Source organism: Saccharothrix carnea, from assembly GCF_003014735.1.
Lineage (GTDB): Bacteria > Actinomycetota > Actinomycetes > Mycobacteriales > Pseudonocardiaceae > Actinosynnema > Actinosynnema carneum.
In genome coordinates, this window is record NZ_PYAX01000005.1 from 640,258 (window position 1) to 655,653 (window position 15,396).

15 protein-coding genes are annotated in these 15,396 nt (G+C 71.7%); 11 read left to right on the forward strand and 4 right to left on the reverse strand.

Annotation, left to right across the window (positions count from 1 at the left end; translation table 11 throughout):
* Nucleotides 1–4: 4 nt before the first annotated feature.
* Both B0I31_RS17945 and B0I31_RS17950 read right to left on the reverse strand, forming a co-directional pair.
* Nucleotides 5–568 carry an excalibur calcium-binding domain-containing protein gene (locus B0I31_RS17945; RefSeq protein WP_245950015.1) on the reverse strand — a complete coding sequence of 188 codons (564 nt, stop codon included), beginning with the start codon at nucleotides 566–568 and terminating at the stop codon, nucleotides 5–7.
* Nucleotides 569–865: 297 nt separating this feature from the next.
* Nucleotides 866–1,318 (reverse strand): DUF4442 domain-containing protein, encoded by a 453-nt coding sequence (locus B0I31_RS17950; protein WP_181320217.1) that lies wholly within the window; start codon nucleotides 1,316–1,318, stop codon nucleotides 866–868.
* Nucleotides 1,319–1,445: 127 nt separating this feature from the next.
* On the opposite strand from B0I31_RS17950, the gene B0I31_RS17955 reads away from it, so the two are divergent.
* Both B0I31_RS17955 and B0I31_RS17960 read left to right on the forward strand, forming a co-directional pair.
* A complete protein-coding gene (locus tag B0I31_RS17955) occupies nucleotides 1,446–1,961 on the forward strand; it encodes a MarR family winged helix-turn-helix transcriptional regulator (RefSeq protein WP_106616499.1) in 516 nt (171 codons plus the stop codon).
* Nucleotides 1,961–3,625: an MDR family MFS transporter gene (locus tag B0I31_RS17960; protein WP_106616500.1), complete on the forward strand. Its 1,665-nt coding sequence runs from the start codon at nucleotides 1,961–1,963 to the stop codon at nucleotides 3,623–3,625. The genes B0I31_RS17955 and B0I31_RS17960 overlap by 1 nt, the downstream gene beginning before the upstream one ends.
* Before the next feature lie 66 nt (nucleotides 3,626–3,691).
* Here the strand turns inward: B0I31_RS17960 and B0I31_RS17965 are convergent, their stop codons facing one another.
* Entirely contained in the window at nucleotides 3,692–4,195 is a 504-nt protein-coding gene (locus tag B0I31_RS17965) for an inorganic diphosphatase (RefSeq protein WP_106616501.1), read from the reverse strand.
* Nucleotides 4,196–4,576: 381 nt separating this feature from the next.
* Between B0I31_RS17965 and dacB the strand changes: the two genes are divergently transcribed.
* From dacB to hpt, 4 genes are all read left to right on the forward strand, one after another.
* Entirely contained in the window at nucleotides 4,577–5,926 is a 1,350-nt protein-coding gene (gene dacB / locus B0I31_RS17970; RefSeq protein ID WP_181320218.1) for a D-alanyl-D-alanine carboxypeptidase/D-alanyl-D-alanine endopeptidase, read from the forward strand.
* Between the two features lie 179 nt (nucleotides 5,927–6,105).
* Complete coding sequence (locus tag B0I31_RS17975; protein WP_106616503.1) at nucleotides 6,106–7,119, forward strand: zinc-dependent metalloprotease; 1,014 nt, start codon at nucleotides 6,106–6,108, stop codon at nucleotides 7,117–7,119.
* Entirely contained in the window at nucleotides 7,116–8,042 is a 927-nt protein-coding gene (gene tilS / locus B0I31_RS17980; protein ID WP_106616504.1) for a tRNA lysidine(34) synthetase TilS, read from the forward strand. Before B0I31_RS17975 ends, tilS begins: the two co-directional genes overlap by 4 nt.
* Nucleotides 8,043–8,059: 17 nt before the next feature.
* The gene (gene hpt, locus B0I31_RS17985; RefSeq protein WP_106616505.1) at nucleotides 8,060–8,611 is read left to right on the forward strand and encodes a hypoxanthine phosphoribosyltransferase; all 552 of its coding nucleotides are present in this window, start codon (nucleotides 8,060–8,062) and stop codon (nucleotides 8,609–8,611) included.
* Between the two features lie 51 nt (nucleotides 8,612–8,662).
* Here hpt and B0I31_RS17990 read toward each other — a convergent pair whose 3' ends face one another.
* The gene (locus tag B0I31_RS17990) at nucleotides 8,663–10,363 is read right to left on the reverse strand and encodes a substrate-binding and VWA domain-containing protein (RefSeq protein WP_106616506.1); all 1,701 of its coding nucleotides are present in this window, start codon (nucleotides 10,361–10,363) and stop codon (nucleotides 8,663–8,665) included.
* 418 nt (nucleotides 10,364–10,781) lie between these two features.
* Here B0I31_RS17990 and ftsH point away from each other — a divergent pair, with 418 nt between their 5' ends.
* The 5 genes from ftsH to folK are packed head-to-tail and all read left to right on the forward strand — an operon-like array spanning nucleotide 10,782 to nucleotide 15,380.
* Nucleotides 10,782–13,055: an ATP-dependent zinc metalloprotease FtsH gene (gene ftsH / locus B0I31_RS17995; RefSeq protein ID WP_106616507.1), complete on the forward strand. Its 2,274-nt coding sequence runs from the start codon at nucleotides 10,782–10,784 to the stop codon at nucleotides 13,053–13,055.
* Nucleotides 13,052–13,696 (forward strand): GTP cyclohydrolase I FolE, encoded by a 645-nt coding sequence (folE, locus tag B0I31_RS18000; RefSeq protein ID WP_106616508.1) that lies wholly within the window; start codon nucleotides 13,052–13,054, stop codon nucleotides 13,694–13,696. The genes ftsH and folE overlap by 4 nt, the downstream gene beginning before the upstream one ends.
* A 29-nt stretch (nucleotides 13,697–13,725) precedes the next feature.
* Nucleotides 13,726–14,514: a dihydropteroate synthase gene (folP, locus tag B0I31_RS18005; protein ID WP_106616592.1), complete on the forward strand. Its 789-nt coding sequence runs from the start codon at nucleotides 13,726–13,728 to the stop codon at nucleotides 14,512–14,514.
* A gap of 28 nt (nucleotides 14,515–14,542) precedes the next feature.
* On the forward strand, nucleotides 14,543–14,905 hold the full coding sequence (gene folB / locus B0I31_RS18010) for a dihydroneopterin aldolase (RefSeq protein WP_106616593.1): 363 nt from the start codon (nucleotides 14,543–14,545) through the stop codon (nucleotides 14,903–14,905).
* On the forward strand, nucleotides 14,898–15,380 hold the full coding sequence (gene folK / locus B0I31_RS18015) for a 2-amino-4-hydroxy-6-hydroxymethyldihydropteridine diphosphokinase (RefSeq protein WP_106616509.1): 483 nt from the start codon (nucleotides 14,898–14,900) through the stop codon (nucleotides 15,378–15,380). Before folB ends, folK begins: the two co-directional genes overlap by 8 nt.
* Nucleotides 15,381–15,396: the final 16 nt, after the last annotated feature.

Below are 15,396 nucleotides of genomic sequence, written 5' to 3' on the forward strand. Positions count from 1 at the left end.
GAACCTACTCGCAGGCCACGCCGTCCTTGTCGCGGTCCAACGCGGGCCGGTAGCCGGGCTGGCCGGCGTAGAGCGGCGCCGCGCCCGCGGCACGGGCGGCGTCGCAGTTGGCGTAGTAGGCGCTCGCCGGCGGGGCGGGCTGCACGGGCTGCGGCGCCGGCTGCGGGGCCGGTTGCACGGGTGGCGGCGGAGGCGGGTTGTAGGTCGGCTTCGGCGCGGGCGGGGGAGGCGGCGGCGGTGCGACCGTGTCGCCGCCGGCGCACGGTGCGCCCCACAGGCCGAGACCGGCGGCCTTCGCCGCCTCCTGGGCCGCGGTGAGGGCGGCGGACGCGGCCTGCTCGGCGCGGGCCAGGCCCTGGCCCGCCAGGTGGACGGCCAGGTCGACGCCATCCGGCAGCAGCACGGTCGCGCCGACGACCCGCAGGTCCTGGCCCGTCAGCGTGGTCTTCAGGAAGTCGGCCGCGGCCGCGCCCCAGCACTCGCCGGGCTGTGCGAGCCCCGCCAACTGCACCCGGCCGCCGCCGGACACGGTGATCGTGCGGCCGTCGACGACTTCCGCGACCTTCACGGGAGGTGCGGTCGTTGTCGTGGTTGTGGTGGTGGTGGTCGTTGTGGTTCCAGTCGTGCTGGGCGCACGTAAGGCCCCGCCCGCGGGCTCCGGACTCGCGGAGCAGCCGACGACGAGCACGAACAGCGTCGCGACACCGACAGTGACGGTCGGGCGCTTGCGGGGGAGCTTGCGCCAGGAAGCTAACGGCCCCGAATCGGCGGGGCCTGCGGTTCTCTCTGCCATGATCGCGTCATCGTCGGTGCGACGACCGGGTGTTACCCACGTCACGTGGCACACCCGGTCGGGCACGCTGAGTCACCGGTTGGGGCGCAGGGTCCACACGACGGTCATCTCACCGGTCGTCACGCCGTTCGCGTCGGTGATCGTCACGTCGACCGGGAACTCGGGCCGCGTGCCGGCCTCCAGCTCGGCCACGACCTCCGCCGCGGGGCGTGCCAGCACGGCCTCCGCGCGCAGCGTGCCCAGGGCCAGCTTCTTGTAGGCGATCTCCGACCGCGCCACCAGCGGCGTCACCTTGGACAGGTGCGGCGCGAACGCGGCCATCACGACGGCACCCGAGGCGGTCTCGGCGACGCCGAACATCATCGCCGCGTGCGGGCCGCCGACGTGGTTGCGCAGCTCCTCGCGGTCGGGCAGCTCGGCGACCACCCGGTCGCCCGAGACCTCCGGGAACTCCACGCCCACGGTCTTCACCCACGGCACGGCCTGCTTCATCGCGTCGGCGACGAACGAGTAGTCAGCGCTCATGGCCCGGATGCTACCGACCGGTAACCATGAGACCGGAGTCACGGGTAACTCGTTTGCCAAGCCACCCGTTCGAGCGCATGCTTGTACCCAGCAACTAGTTGGTTGATGCAAGCAAACGGAGTGTGCGATGACGACCCCGGTGGGTGACGAGGTGCGGGCCGAGGAGCTCGCCATGGCCGACCGGCTGGGCATGGCACTGGTGCGGATGAACAAGATGCACGCCTGCGTCGCGTCGCACATGAGCAAGGCGGGCTTGGACAAGGCGTCGTTCGTGCTGCTGGCCAACCTCAACCAGATGGGCCCGTCGCGGGCCGGCGCGCTGGCGGAGGCGGTGTTCTCCGACCCCTCCACGGTCAGCCGCCAGGTGGCGACGCTGGTCAAGGACGGCCTGGTGGAGCGCCGGGCCGACCCGGAGGACGGCCGGGCGAGCGTGCTCGCGGTGACCGAGGCGGGGCAACGCCTGCTCGCCGAACGCCGCGCCCAGCGCAACGTGCTGCTGGCCAACCTGTTCACGGACTGGTCCCCGCAGGAGTGGACGCAGTTCATCGAGTACTTCGAGCGCTTCGTGGGGGACTACGAGAAGGCGCTACCGGATTTCATCGCTGAGAGCGGACTGGGGCCGCGCTCAGAAGGGGAGAAGTGATGTCGGAAACGACAACCCGAGCGGACGCGCCGCCACCCGGCGCCGCCCTGCTCACCCACCGGCAGATCCTGACGATCCTGTCGGGCCTGCTGCTCGGGCTGTTCCTGGCCGCGCTCGACCAGATGATCGTGGCGACCGCGATGAAGACCATCGCCGACGAGCTGCACGGCCAGACGCTGCAAGCGTGGGCGACCACCGCCTACCTGATCACCGCGACGGTCTCCACGCCGCTGTACGGCAAGCTGTCCGACATCTACGGCCGCAAGCCGATGTACCTGACCGCGATCTCGCTGTTCCTCGCGGGCTCGCTGCTGTCCGGCATCGCGAACTCGATGTACGAGCTGGCCGCGTTCCGCGCGGTGCAGGGCCTGGGCGCCGGTGGCCTGATGTCGCTGGCCATGGCGATCCTGGCGGACATCACCTCGCCGCGTGAGCGCAGTCGCTACACGGGTTACTTCATGGCGGTGTTCGGCATCTCCAGCGTCGCGGGACCCGTCGTCGGCGGTCTGTTCGCGGGCATGGAGTCGTTCCTGGGCACGGCCGGCTGGCGCTGGGTGTTCCTGATCAACGTGCCGATCGCGCTGGTGGCGCTGGTCGTGGTGGCCAAGGTGCTCAACATCCCGCACCAGCGGGTGAACCACCGGATCGACTTCGTCGGCGCGGGCCTGCTGACCCTCGGCCTGGTACCGCTGCTGATCGTGGCCGAACAGGGCCGCGAGTGGGGCTGGGCATCGGGCACCGCGATCGCCATGTACGTCGTCGGCGTGCTGGGCCTGGTCGGGTTCGTGTTCGTCGAGCGGCGCATGGCCGACGAGGCGCTGCTGCCGCTGCGGCTGTTCCAGCGCCAGACGTTCTCGCTGGGCAACCTGATCAACTTCATCCTCGGCATCGGGATGTTCGGCGGCATGGTGTCGCTGCCGCTGTACCTGCAGATCGTGAAGGGCTACTCGGCCACCGAGTCCGGCCTGATGATGCTGCCGCTGACGTTCGGCATCATGATGGCGGCGGGCACGAGCGGCAACATCACCGCGAAGACCGGCCGCTACAAGGTGTTCCCGGTCGTCGGGTTCGGCGTGCTGTCGCTGGCGCTGTTCCTGTTCAGCACGGTCGGCACGGACACGCCGATCTTCCAGCCGCTGGTGCTGATGTTCTTCGTGGGCGCGGGCCTCGGCCTGTGCATGCAGACCCTGCTGGTGGCCATCCAGAACGACGCCGAGCCGCGTGACATGGGCGTGGCGACCTCGTCGGCCACGTTCTTCCGCCAGATCGGCGGCACGGTCGGCACCGCGGTGTTCCTGTCGATCCTGTTCAGCACGGTCGGCGACAAGATCGGCAACGCGCTGCGCACGGCGGCGGCCACGCCCGACTTCCAGGCGGCGCTGGCCCGGCCGGAGAACCGCGAGTTCGCCGTCGGCCTGCAGAGCGGCACGGGCTTCGACCTGGACAACACCGAGTTCCTGACCAGGCTCGACCCGGTGCTGGCCCGGCCGTTCCTGGACGGCTTCTCCGAGTCGATCGACCTGGTGTTCCTGGTCGGCGGCCTGGTGACGCTGGTCGGGTTCGCGGTGATCTGGTTCCTGCGCGAGGTGCCGCTGTCCAACCGGTCCGGCCTGGAGCGGGTGCAGGACGAGAACGCCGAGGCCGCGCCGGTCGCGCTGCACTGACCCGGTCCGCCGACGAGAAGAGGCCCGCTCCCCGAGCCGGGGGCGGGCCTCTTCTCGCGGATCAGCTCAGTGGTCCTCGCCGCGCGCCACGGCGTCCTTCAGCCGCTGGTACGAGCGGACGATCTCCGCCTCGGCCTCGGTGCGGCCGACCCAGGTCGCGCCCTCGACGCTCTTGCCCGGCTCCAGGTCCTTGTAGACCTCGAAGAAGTGCTGGATCTCCAGCCGGTAGAACTCGTTGAGGTGGTGGATGTCGCGCAGGTGCTCGGAGCGCGGGTCCTCCGCCGGGACGCAGAGCAGCTTGTCGTCGCCGCCCTTCTCGTCGGTCATCCGGAACATGCCGATCGCGCGCGCCTTGATCAGGCAGCCCGGGAACGTCGGCTCCTGGACGATCACGAGGGCGTCCAGCGGGTCGCCGTCCTCGCCGAGCGTGTCGTCGACGAACCCGTAGTCCGCCGGGTACTGAGTGGCCGTGAACAGGGTCCGGTCCAGCCGGATGCGCCCCGTCTTGTGGTCCATCTCGTACTTGTTGCGGACCCCCTTGGGGATCTCGATGGTGACGTCGAACTCCACTGCGCGGTCCTCGCTCGTCTTCGCCGTTCGTTACGCCACTAGTGTGGACTACGACGTCTCGTCAACCCCTTGCCGAGGGTGTGACGTTGCCCGTACTCGACCGCGGAGGACTGCGTGCCCGACGATCCATCGTGGCCGACCGTCGACGGTGACGAGGTCGACCGCGAGCCGCCGACGGTGCAGGTCAGACGGCCTGAGCCGGCTACCATGCGGATCCCCGCGCCGGTGCGGGCCACGCCGGTGAGGGTGCCGCCGAAGCCCGCCGCGCCACCCCCTCCGGTGCCGCCGACCGAGATCAAGTCGGAACCTGAACCGGTCCCTGAACCGATCACGGAACGTGAAGATCCACCGCCGCCTGCCGGGCGGCGGAAGCGCCCGTTCGTGTTGGGTGCGGCGGCGCTCCTGGTCGTCGCCCTGGCCGGTACGGCGGTAGTCGGGTCGCAGCAGGGCTGGTTCGACACCACGCCCGCGCCGACGACGGCCGCGCCGCTCCCGCCCGCGCCGGTGTCGTTGTCGGTGAAGGGCGTCGGCGCGGACGGCACCCCGCCCACGGCCGCCGGCGTGCGGTCCGTGCTGGCCGGTCCGGCGGCGAACGCGCTGCTGGCGCCGTTGACGGGCGTGGTGGTCGACCCGGCCACCGGCACGGCGCTGTGGAACCAGGGCGAGACGGCGCCGCAGACGCCCGCGTCCACGATCAAGATCCTGACTGCGGCGGCGGCGCTGCTCACCCTCGACCACACGTCCCAGTTCTCGACCAAGGTCGTGCGCGGCTCTCAGCCCGGGTCGGTGGTGCTGGTCGGGGGCGGCGACCCGACGTTGTCGTCCCTGCCCGCGGGGCAGACCACGGTGTACCCCGGCGCGGCCACGATCGACGACCTGGCCGCGCAGGTGCGCGCGGCGGGCGGTCCGGTGACGCAGGTGCTGTACGACGTGTCCCGGTACGCCGGGCCGGGGACGGCGCCCGGGTGGCACCCCGACGACGTGCCGGGCGGGTACGTGGCGCCGATCGAGCCGGTGATGCTCGACGGCGGGCGTGAGGATCCGACCAAGGACGAGGTCAGGCGCACGTCGACCCCGGCGGCGGTGGCGGCGCAGGCGTTGGCGCAGCGGTTGGGCGTGCCGGCCGTGGCGGCGGGCGCGGCGGCACCGGGCGCGGAGGTGCTCGGCGAGGTGAAGTCCGTGCCGGTGGACCGGCTGGTCGAGAACCTGATGCAGATCTCGGACAACGTGCTGGCCGAGACGGTGGCGCGGGAGGTGGCGAAGGCCCGCGGGCTGGAGCCGTCGTTCGCGGGTGCGGCGCAGGCGGTGCGGGACGTGCTGACCGAGCACGGGTTCGACCTGTCGACGGCCACGATCGTGGACGGCAGCGGGCTGTCGCCGAACGACAAGGTGCCCGCGAAGCTGCTCGCGGACGTGCTCGCGGCGGCGGCGAAGCCGGACGCGTCCGACCCGAGGACGGCCAAGCTGCGGCCGTTGCTGACGGCCCTGCCGGTGGCTGGTGGCAGCGGCACGCTGGCGGGGCGTTACGAGCAGTGGGGCGCGGGCGGCCGTGGCTGGGTGCGGGCCAAGACGGGCACGTTGACGGCGGTGAACACGCTGGCGGGCGTGGTGGTGGACGCGGACGGGCGGCTGCTGGTGTTCGCGTTCATGTCGTTCAACGCCGGGGAGACCGCGAAGGTGCGCGGTGCCTTGGACGAGCTGGCCGCCGCGCTGCGCAGTTGCGGCTGCTGAGCCGTCCTGAGCGTTCGACTCGGGGTACCTGAACGTAGGACACGGTCGTTCTGAACGTAGGACACGCGCGGGGTGAGCGTACGACTCTCGCGTGAGTCGTACGTTCAGGTCCCGAGTGTCGAACGTTCGGGTACCCCGAGTTCTACGTTCGGGCGGGTCGCGCAGGTAGCGTCAGGAGGGTGAACCCGGCGACGCAGGACCGCAGTGCCCCGGTCGATTGGGCCCTGGCCGTCACCACGGCGACCAGGCTCGTCCGCCCCGGCCCGATCGTGCCCAGAGCCGAGGCCGACGTCGCCGTGCACCGACTGCGCGAACTCGCGGTGGACGCCGAGGTGCACGTCCGCGAGCTCACCGGTCTCGGCCACGGCCTGCCGCTCAGGCAGGGCGAGGTGGTCGACCGGCCCGCGTGGGTGCGTGCCGCCGTGCAGGGCCTCTCCGCGCTCACGGACGGCGCCCTGCCCAAGCAGTCCGGCGCGTTCAGCGGGGTCCTGGCGGGCACGGCGGGCGTGCAGGCGGGCGTGGTCATCGCGTTCCTCAGCGGCCGGGTGCTCGGCCAGTACGACCCGTTCTCGGACGGCGGCAGGCTGCTGCTGGTCGCGCCGAACATCGTCGGCGCCCAACGGGCCCTCGACGTCTCCGGCGAGGACTTCAGCATGTGGGTGTGCCTGCACGAGGGCACCCACCGGTTGCAGTTCACCGCCGTGCCGTGGCTCGCCGACCACTTCGCGGGCCTGGTCGCCACGCTGCTCGGCAGCATGGAGGAGGGCTCCGCGCCACGCCTGCGCGACCTGCCGAAGCGGCTGCGCGAGTCGGGCGGCCTGGTCGAGCTGCTGCAGAGCCCCGGCCAGCGCGAGGTGCTCGACCGGCTCATCGCGTTGTCGACCCTGCTGGAGGGCCACGCGGACCACGTGATGGACGCCGTGGGCCCGGACGTGGTGCCCTCGGTCCGCACGATCCGCGAACGCTTCACCGCCCGCCGCCAGGGCGGTGGCGTGCTGGACCGCGTGCTGCGCACCCTGCTGGGCGTCGAGGCGAAGGTCCGCCAGTACGCCGAGGGCGCGGCGTTCACCCGGCACGTGGTCGACGCGGTCGGCATGGACCGCTTCAACACCGTCTGGACCGGCCCCGACACCCTGCCGACCAGGGCGGAGATCGCCGACCCGGCGGGCTGGCTGCGCCGCGTCCAACCGTGAACGGACCGCTCGCCGAGGTGCGCACCGCCGTCAAGCGCTTCCTCCACGAACACCGGCCCGAGCGGGTCGCGGTGGCCGTCAGCGGCGGCGCGGACTCGCTCGCCCTGGCCGCCGTCACGGCCGGACTGGTCGAGGCCGGACTGGTCGAGGCGTCAGCCGTCGTCGTGGACCACGGCCTGCAACCGGGGTCGGCGCAGGTCGCCGAACGGGCCGCGGGCACGTGCCGCGAACTGGGCCTGGCCGCCGAGGTACGCCGGGTGGAGGTCACCGGATCGGGTGGACCTGAGGCCGCCGCCCGCAAGGCCAGGTACGCGGCGCTGAGACCCGAGCGCGGCCTGGTCCTGCTCGGCCACACCCGTGACGACCAGGCCGAGACGGTCCTGCTCGGCCTGGGCCGCGGCTCCGGGCCGCGCAGCATCGCCGGCATGCGCCCGCACGACCCGCCGTGGGGCCGTCCGCTGCTGCGGGTCTCCCGGGCGACGACCAGGGCCGCGTGTGACGAACTCGGCCTCACGCCGTGGGACGACCCGCACAACGAAGACCCCCGCTACACCAGGGTCCGCCTGCGCCGCGAGGTCCTGCCGCTGCTCGAAGAGGTGCTCCAGGGCGGGGTCGCCGACGCGCTCGCCCGCACGGCCGCCCACCTGCGCGAGGACTGCGACGCGCTGGACGAGCTGGCCGAGGCGTTCGGCGGCGACCGCTGTTCCGTGGCCGAGGTCGAACAGCTGCCGACCGCCCTGAGGCGTCGGGTGCTGCGGCGGTGGCTGCTGGAGGAGCAGGTGCCCGAGTTGTCCGACTCGCACCTGCGCCGGGTGGACGCGCTGGTGAGCGAGTGGCGCGGGCAGGGCGGCGTGTGGCTGCCCGGCGGCTTTGTGGCGCGGCGTGCGCATGGCAGGCTGCGAGTGGAACCAGTGCAGTCATGACAAAAGGGGAACCGTCCGTGTACGACGGCGACATCAGTTCCGTGCTCATCAGCGAGCAGGAGATCAGCGACAAGGTCACCGAGCTGGCCAACAAGGTCGCGGCTGACTACCCGGCCGACGGCGGGAACGACCTGGTGCTGATCACCGTGCTCAAGGGCGCGGTGATGTTCATGACCGACCTGGCCAGGGCGTTGCCGGTGCCGGTCCAGTTGGAGTTCATGGCGGTGAGCTCCTACGGCTCGTCGACCTCGTCCTCCGGGGTGGTGCGCATCCTCAAGGACCTCGACCGGGACATCGCGGACCGCGACGTGATCATCGTCGAGGACATCATCGACTCGGGCCTCACGCTGTCGTGGCTGCTGAAGAACCTGGCCTCGCGCAAGCCGCGGTCGCTGGAGGTCTGCACGCTGCTGCGCAAGCCGGATGCGGTCAAGGTCGAGGTGCCGGTGAAGTACGTCGGCTTCGAGATCCCGAACGAGTTCGTGGTCGGCTACGGCCTGGACTACGCCGAGCGCTACCGCGACCTGCCCTACATCGGCGCGCTCGACCCCAAGGTGTACTCGAGCTGAACAGCGAGAACGGGGGGTGGCCGGGTAGGCCGCCCCCCGTTCCCGCGACTGTCAGCAGTTGGGCCGGCAGCGGCGTTGTGAGATGCCGTCCAAGAGCACGCCGCGGATGTCCTCGGGCTCCATCGCCTGGTAGGCCTTGCCGCCGGTGGCGTCGGCGATCTGCCGCAGCGCGTCCATGTCCGCGTCGGCGCCCAGCCCCACCATGATCATCGGCACCGGCCGCGCCGGGTCGGCCTCCTGCTTCAACGTGGCCACCAGTGCGGGCAGGTCGATGCTGGAGATGTCGTCGTTGCTGCCGTCCGTGATCAGCGTGACCGAGTTGATCTTCGACGGGTCGTAGGTCTGCTGCACGTGCCGGAACGCGGCCAGCGCGGTCTCGTGCAACGCCGTGCCGCCGCCGACCAGCGCGGGCAGGTTGCCGGCGCCCTTCTGCAGCTGCACCCGTCGCGGCGCGCCGGCGATCGGCTCGCCCAGCGGGCCGACCGGCACCAGCTCGATCCAGTCGTTCGGCGGCTTCTTGTTCGTCGAGAACGCCCACAGGCCGATCTCCGAGGTGTCGGGCAGCATGCCCAACGCGGTCAGCGCCGCCTCGCGGGCCGCCTCGACCCGGGTCTGGCCGTTGCTCATCTTCTCGGCCATCGAGCCGGACACGTCCAGCACCGCGAGCAGCCGGGTGTCCAGGCTGACCGCGCCCCACGTGCGCAGCAGCTCGGAGACCTGGTCCGGGTCCGGCGTCTTCAGCACGGCCACGTCGTCGCCGCGCACGCCGTCCTTCTCGTTCGTCCAGCCGCCGGGCGCCTTGCCGTCCGGCGTGCGGAAGCCCGCCTCGGCGAACCGCTGGGCGGTCCGGCCGGTGCGCAACGCCTTCTCGAAGTCCGCCGCGGCCTGGGCGGTGCCCGCCTGCTCGCCCGCCCGGCTCACCCGCACCAGCGGGTAGTCGAACGAGACCGTGCCCTCCTTGGGGTAGGAGGCGACGACCCGGCGCGACCCCGCCACCCGGTTGGCCGACAGCACGGACTGCTCCGACGCGGTGAACACGGGCGCGTTCTCCTCGCCCTGCACGACCTTGCCGAACGCGTCGCGCACGGACGGCAGCGCGTTGCGGCCGACCCGCAGCAGCGCGCCGATCAGCTCCGGCTTGGGCGTGCCGTCCGGGTTGCCGAGCTGCGCCCGGATGACCGCGAGCGTGGCCAGGCCCTCGGTGGACATGGTCGGGTCGCTCAACGTCACGGGCACCTTCGGGTCCACGACCTTCGCCCAGGTCACGGGCGTGATCGGCCAGCCGAGCGCGCTCAGCGACCGCTCCGAGCCCGCGATCACCAGCGGTGAGCTCGCCAGCGGGTCGAGGATGTCCAGCCGGGGCGCCTCGGCACCCTCCTCACCGGCCTGCCGCTGTGTCTCGGCGGCCCACATGGACGAGTCCGGCACCCAGAGCGCGGGCGGGTTGATCTGGGCGGTCGGCAGCTCGTTGGCCACGTCGGCGGCGCCGCGGGCCTCGACCTGCACCTGCACGCACTTCTCGTCCGCCATCGGCTGGGTGGCCTGGTAGTCGTCGGCCGCGCCGCGCACGACCTCCTCGACCGCCGGGGTGACCGCGATCTTGAGCGGCAGGGTGCCCCGGCACTCGGGGCCGCTGGTGGCTCGCAGTGCCACCACGGTGACGCCCGCCGCGGCGATGACGCCGATCAGGGCGCCGAGGGGCAGGAGGACGCGGCGGAAGCGACCAGGGCCGTCCGGGTTGCGAGCTGACATGCTTCGTACCTTCGGTCGGTGTTCACCCTTTCGGGTGGGCGAGGACACTCGGTGGTTGCCGAGAATGACACGGCGCACTGACCTGACAAACTCTCGTGTTCTACATCACTCGAGTGGTGCTCATCTTGTTGCTACCTGCTAGTAACAGATAACCCCTCGTAATGGATACGGGCTCGGCTCCCCGCCGGTTCATGATCGAATCATCCGACCGGCTGAACCTCCTTGACCTGCGACGCGTGTTCGCGGTCACCACGGGAACCAGGAGCCGTCCCCGGCCGTTGGTCCGGCAAGACGCGACAGGGCCCGCACGCGGAGCGCTTCGCCCGAGCCATGGGCGGTAGTCTGGTCGGACGGGTGTGCCCGTCTGCGCCCGTCGACAAGTCAGGGAGGGTCGAGGCCGCCCGCCGGCCGTAAGTGCATGGACCGCAAGCGCCTGCTTCGCAACCCGCTGCTGTGGATCTTGGCGGTGTTGCTGCTCTTTTACGCCTTCAACGTGCTCTTCGACGACAACCGGGGCTACACCCCGATCAAGACGTCCCAGGCACTGCAACAGATCCGGGACGGCCAGGTCAAGGAAGCCACGATCGAGGACAAGGAGCAGCTCCTCAAGCTCACCCTCAAGGACGGGGTGACCGTCGAGGGCAGCAACCGCGTGCGCGCCCAGTTCCCGGCGAGCTCCACGGACGAGGTCTTCACCATCCTCGACCAGGCGAACAACAAGCCGGTCGTGGAGACCAAGGTCACGCAGGACTCGTTCCTGATGCAGATGCTGCTCTACCTGGTCCCGCTGGGCCTGCTGCTGCTCCTGCTGATGTGGATGATGAACAACGCGCAGGGCGGCGGCAACCGCGTCCTGAACTTCGGCAAGTCCAAGGCCAAGCAGCTGTCCAAGGACATGCCCAAGACGACGTTCGCCGACGTCGCGGGCGCCGAAGAGGCCGTCGAAGAGCTCTACGAGATCAAGGACTTCCTGCAGAACCCGGGCCGCTACCAGGCCCTGGGCGCGAAGATCCCCAAGGGCGTGCTGCTGTACGGCCCGCCCGGCACCGGCAAGACGCTGCTCGCGCGCGCCGTGGCCGGCGAGGCCGGCGTGCCGTTCTACTCGATCTCCGGCTCCGACTTCGTGGAGATGTTCGTCGGTGTCGGCGCCTCGCGCGTGCGCGACCTGTTCGAGCAGGCCAAGCAGAACGCGCCGTGCATCATCTTCGTGGACGAGATCGACGCGGTCGGCCGCCACCGCGGCGCCGGTATGGGCGGCGGTCACGACGAGCGCGAGCAGACGCTCAACCAGCTGCTGGTCGAGATGGACGGCTTCGACTCGCGCGGCGGGATCATCCTGATCGCGGCGACCAACCGGCCCGACATCCTCGACCCGGCCCTGCTGCGCCCCGGCCGGTTCGACCGGCAGATCCCGGTGTCCGCGCCGGACCTGAAGGGCCGCAAGCAGATCCTGCGCGTGCACTCCAAGGGCAAGCCGCTGGCACCCGAGGCGGACCTGGACGGCCTGGCCAAGCGCACCGTGGGCTTCTCCGGCGCCGACCTGGCCAACGTGGTCAACGAGGCCGCGCTGCTCACCGCGCGCAAGAACGGCACGATCATCACCAGCGTCGAGCTGGAGGAGTCGGTCGACCGCGTGATCGGCGGTCCGGCGCGCAAGAGCCGGATCATCTCCGAGAAGGAGAAGAAGATCACCGCCTACCACGAGGCCGGGCACGCCCTGGCCGCGTGGGCGATGCCGGACATCGACCCGGTCTACAAGGTCACGATCCTGGCCCGCGGCCGGACGGGTGGTCACACCCTGTCCGTGCCCGAGGAGGACAAGGACCTGATGACCAGGTCGGAGATGATCGCCCGGCTGGTGTTCGCGCTGGGTGGCCGCTCCGCCGAGGAGCTCGTCTTCCACGAGCCGACCACGGGCGCGTCCAACGACATCGAGCAGGCGACCAAGATTGCCCGCGCGATGGTCACCGAGTACGGCATGTCCGCCCGGCTCGGCGCGGTCAAGTACGGCCAGGAGCAGGGCGAGCCGTTCCTCGGCCGCAGCATGGGCCGCCAGGCCGACTACTCGCTGGAAGTCGCGCACGAGATCGACGAGGAAGTGCGCGAGCTGATCGAGGCCGCGCACACCGAGGCGTACGAGGTGCTCAACACCTACCGCGACGTGCTCGACGCGCTGACGCTGGAGCTGATCGAGAAGGAGACCCTGCACCAGAAGGACCTGGAGCGGATCTTCGCCGCGGTCGAGAAGCGCCCGCGGATCACCAAGTTCAACGAGTTCGGCAACCGCACCCCCTCGGACAAGCCGCCGGTCAAGACCCCGGCGGAACTGGCCAAGGAGCGCGGCGAGCCGTGGCCGCCCGCGATCGAGGACACGCTGGACTCCGACGTGCCGGTCCAGGACGGGGTGCCGACGCCGCACAGCGGCAACGGCGCGCAGGCGCAGAACCCGCCGGTGCAGCCGTACCCGCAGGCACAGCCGTACCCGCAGGCCTACCCGCAGCAGCAGCCGCAGCCCTACCAGCCGCAGCCGCAGCACCCGTCGTCCGGTCCGCCGAACTACGGTGCCCCGCCCGGGTGGACGCCCGCGACGGTGCCTGGCGGCGCCCCGCAGCCACCCCAGTGGCAGCCGGAGCCGACCGACGCGGAAGCGGGGAAGAGGTCCTTCGACACGGACCCGGACAACCGCACGTGACCGAGCACGACACCGCGCTCGACCAGACCGGCCTCTCCGCGAACGGGGGGGCCGGTCTCGCGCGCCGGCCCTTCGACCAGAAGCGGGCCGAGGCGGCGGTGCGCGAGCTGCTGCTCGCGTGCGGTGAGGACCCGGAGCGCGAAGGGCTGCGCGACACGCCCGCCCGGGTGGCGCGGGCGTACCGGGAGCTGTTCGCCGGGCTGCACACCGACCCGGACAGCGTGCTGGCGCGGACGTTCGACGAGAGCCACGAGGAGTTGGTGCTGGTCACCGACATCCCGATGTTCTCGTTCTGCGAGCACCACCTGCTGCCGTTCCACGGTGTCGCCCACGTCGGCTACATCCCGAACGAGCACGGCCGGGTGACCGGGCTGTCCAAGCTGGCCCGGCTGGTCGACCTGTACGCCAAGCGGCCCCAGGTGCAGGAGCGGCTGACGTCGCAGGTCGCGGACGCGTTGATGCGGCGGCTCGACCCGCGCGGTGTGATCGTGGTCGTCGAGGCCGAGCACCTGTGCATGGCCATGCGCGGCGTGCGCAAGCCCGGTTCGCGGACCACGACGTCCGCGGTGCGCGGGCTGCTGCGCGACTCGGCGACGTCGCGGTCGGAGGCGATCGAGCTGATCAAGGGACGTTTGCGGTGAGCGTGCCCAAGCCTGGGCACTGCGTGGTGATGGGCGTGCTCAACGTCACACCGGACTCGTTCTCGGACGGGGGCCGGTACCTCGACCTGGACGACGCGGTGGCGCACGGCGTGGCCCTGTTCCGGCGCGGCGCGGACCTGGTGGACGTCGGCGGCGAGTCGACGCGTCCCGGCGCGGACCGGGTGTCGCCGGACGTGGAGGCCGCGCGGATCGCGCCGGTGATCCGGGCACTGGTCGCGGAGGGCGTGCCGGTCAGCGTGGACACCACGCGGGCCGAGGTGGCGCGGGCGGCGCTGGAGGCGGGCGCGTCGATCGTCAACGACGTGTCCGGCGGCCTGGCCGATCCGGGGATGGCGCCGCTGGTGGCGTCGGCGGGCGTGCCGTACGTGCTGATGCACTGGCGCGGGCACAGCAGGCGGATGGACCAGCTGGCCGTCTACGACGACGTGGTGCGCGACGTGCGGGACGAGCTGTGCCGCCAGGTGGACGCCGCCCTGGCCGCCGGCGTGGCGTCCGACGACATCATCCTCGACCCCGGCCTGGGGTTCGCGAAGAACGCCACCCACAACTGGCAGCTGCTGCACGGGCTCGGCTCGTTGCTGGAGCTGGGGTTCCCGGTGCTGGTCGGCGCGTCGCGCAAGCGGTTCCTCGGCACCCTGCTCGGCGACCGGGCACCGGACGGCCGGGAGGACGCGACGGCGGCGGTGTCGGCGCTGGCGGCGTTCGTCGGCGCGTGGGGCGTGCGGGTGCACGACGTCGACCGGTCGTTGGACGCGGTCGCGGTGGCCGGGGCGTGGAGGCGTGGCGGTGCCCACTGACGTGAGTGTCCCAGCGGAGGTGGCGGAGATTTCCGACCGGATCTCGTTGAAGGGCCTGCGGGTGCGCGGGTTCCACGGCGTGTTCGAGCACGAGAAGCGCGACGGCCAGGACTTCCTGGTCGACATCACCGCGTGGCTGGACCTGTCGCGCGCGGCGGCCACGGACGACCTGCGGGAGACGCTGCACTACGGCGAGCTGGCCGAACGGGCGGCGGCGATCGTGGCCGGCGGGCCGTACGACCTGATCGAGACGGTGGCGGGCAAGGTCGCCGACGAGGTGATGACCGACCTGCGGGTGCGGGTGACCGAGGTGACCGTGCACAAGCCGTCCGCCCCGATCCCGCTGGCGTTCGAGGACGTCTCGGTGACGATCAGGCGCACCCGTGACTAGGGCGGTGCTGTCGCTCGGCTCGAACCTGGGCGACCGGCTGGGCCACCTGCGGCTCGCGGTGGCCGGGTTCGCCGACGTGCTGGTGGCCGCGTCACCGGTGTACGAGACGGCGCCGTGGGGCGTGACCGACCAGGACGACTTCCTCAACGCGGTGCTGGTCGTCTCCGGTGACGTGGACGAGTGGGGCTGGCTGCGGCGCGGGCAGGCGTTGGAGCAGGCGGCGGGCCGGGTCCGGGAACGGCGCTGGGGGCCGCGCACGCTGGACGTCGACGTCGTCACGGTGGACGGCGTGCGGTCGGCGGACCCGGAACTGCTGCTGCCGCACCCCGGCGCGCACGACCGCGCGTCCGTGCTGGTGCCGTGGCTGGACGTAGAACCGGACGCGGTCGTGCCGGGGCACGGCCCGGTGCGCGACCTGCTCGCCGGCCTGGACGTCGGCGGCGTCACCCGGCGGGATGACCTCCGGCTGGTGTGACGCGAACCCTGCGGTG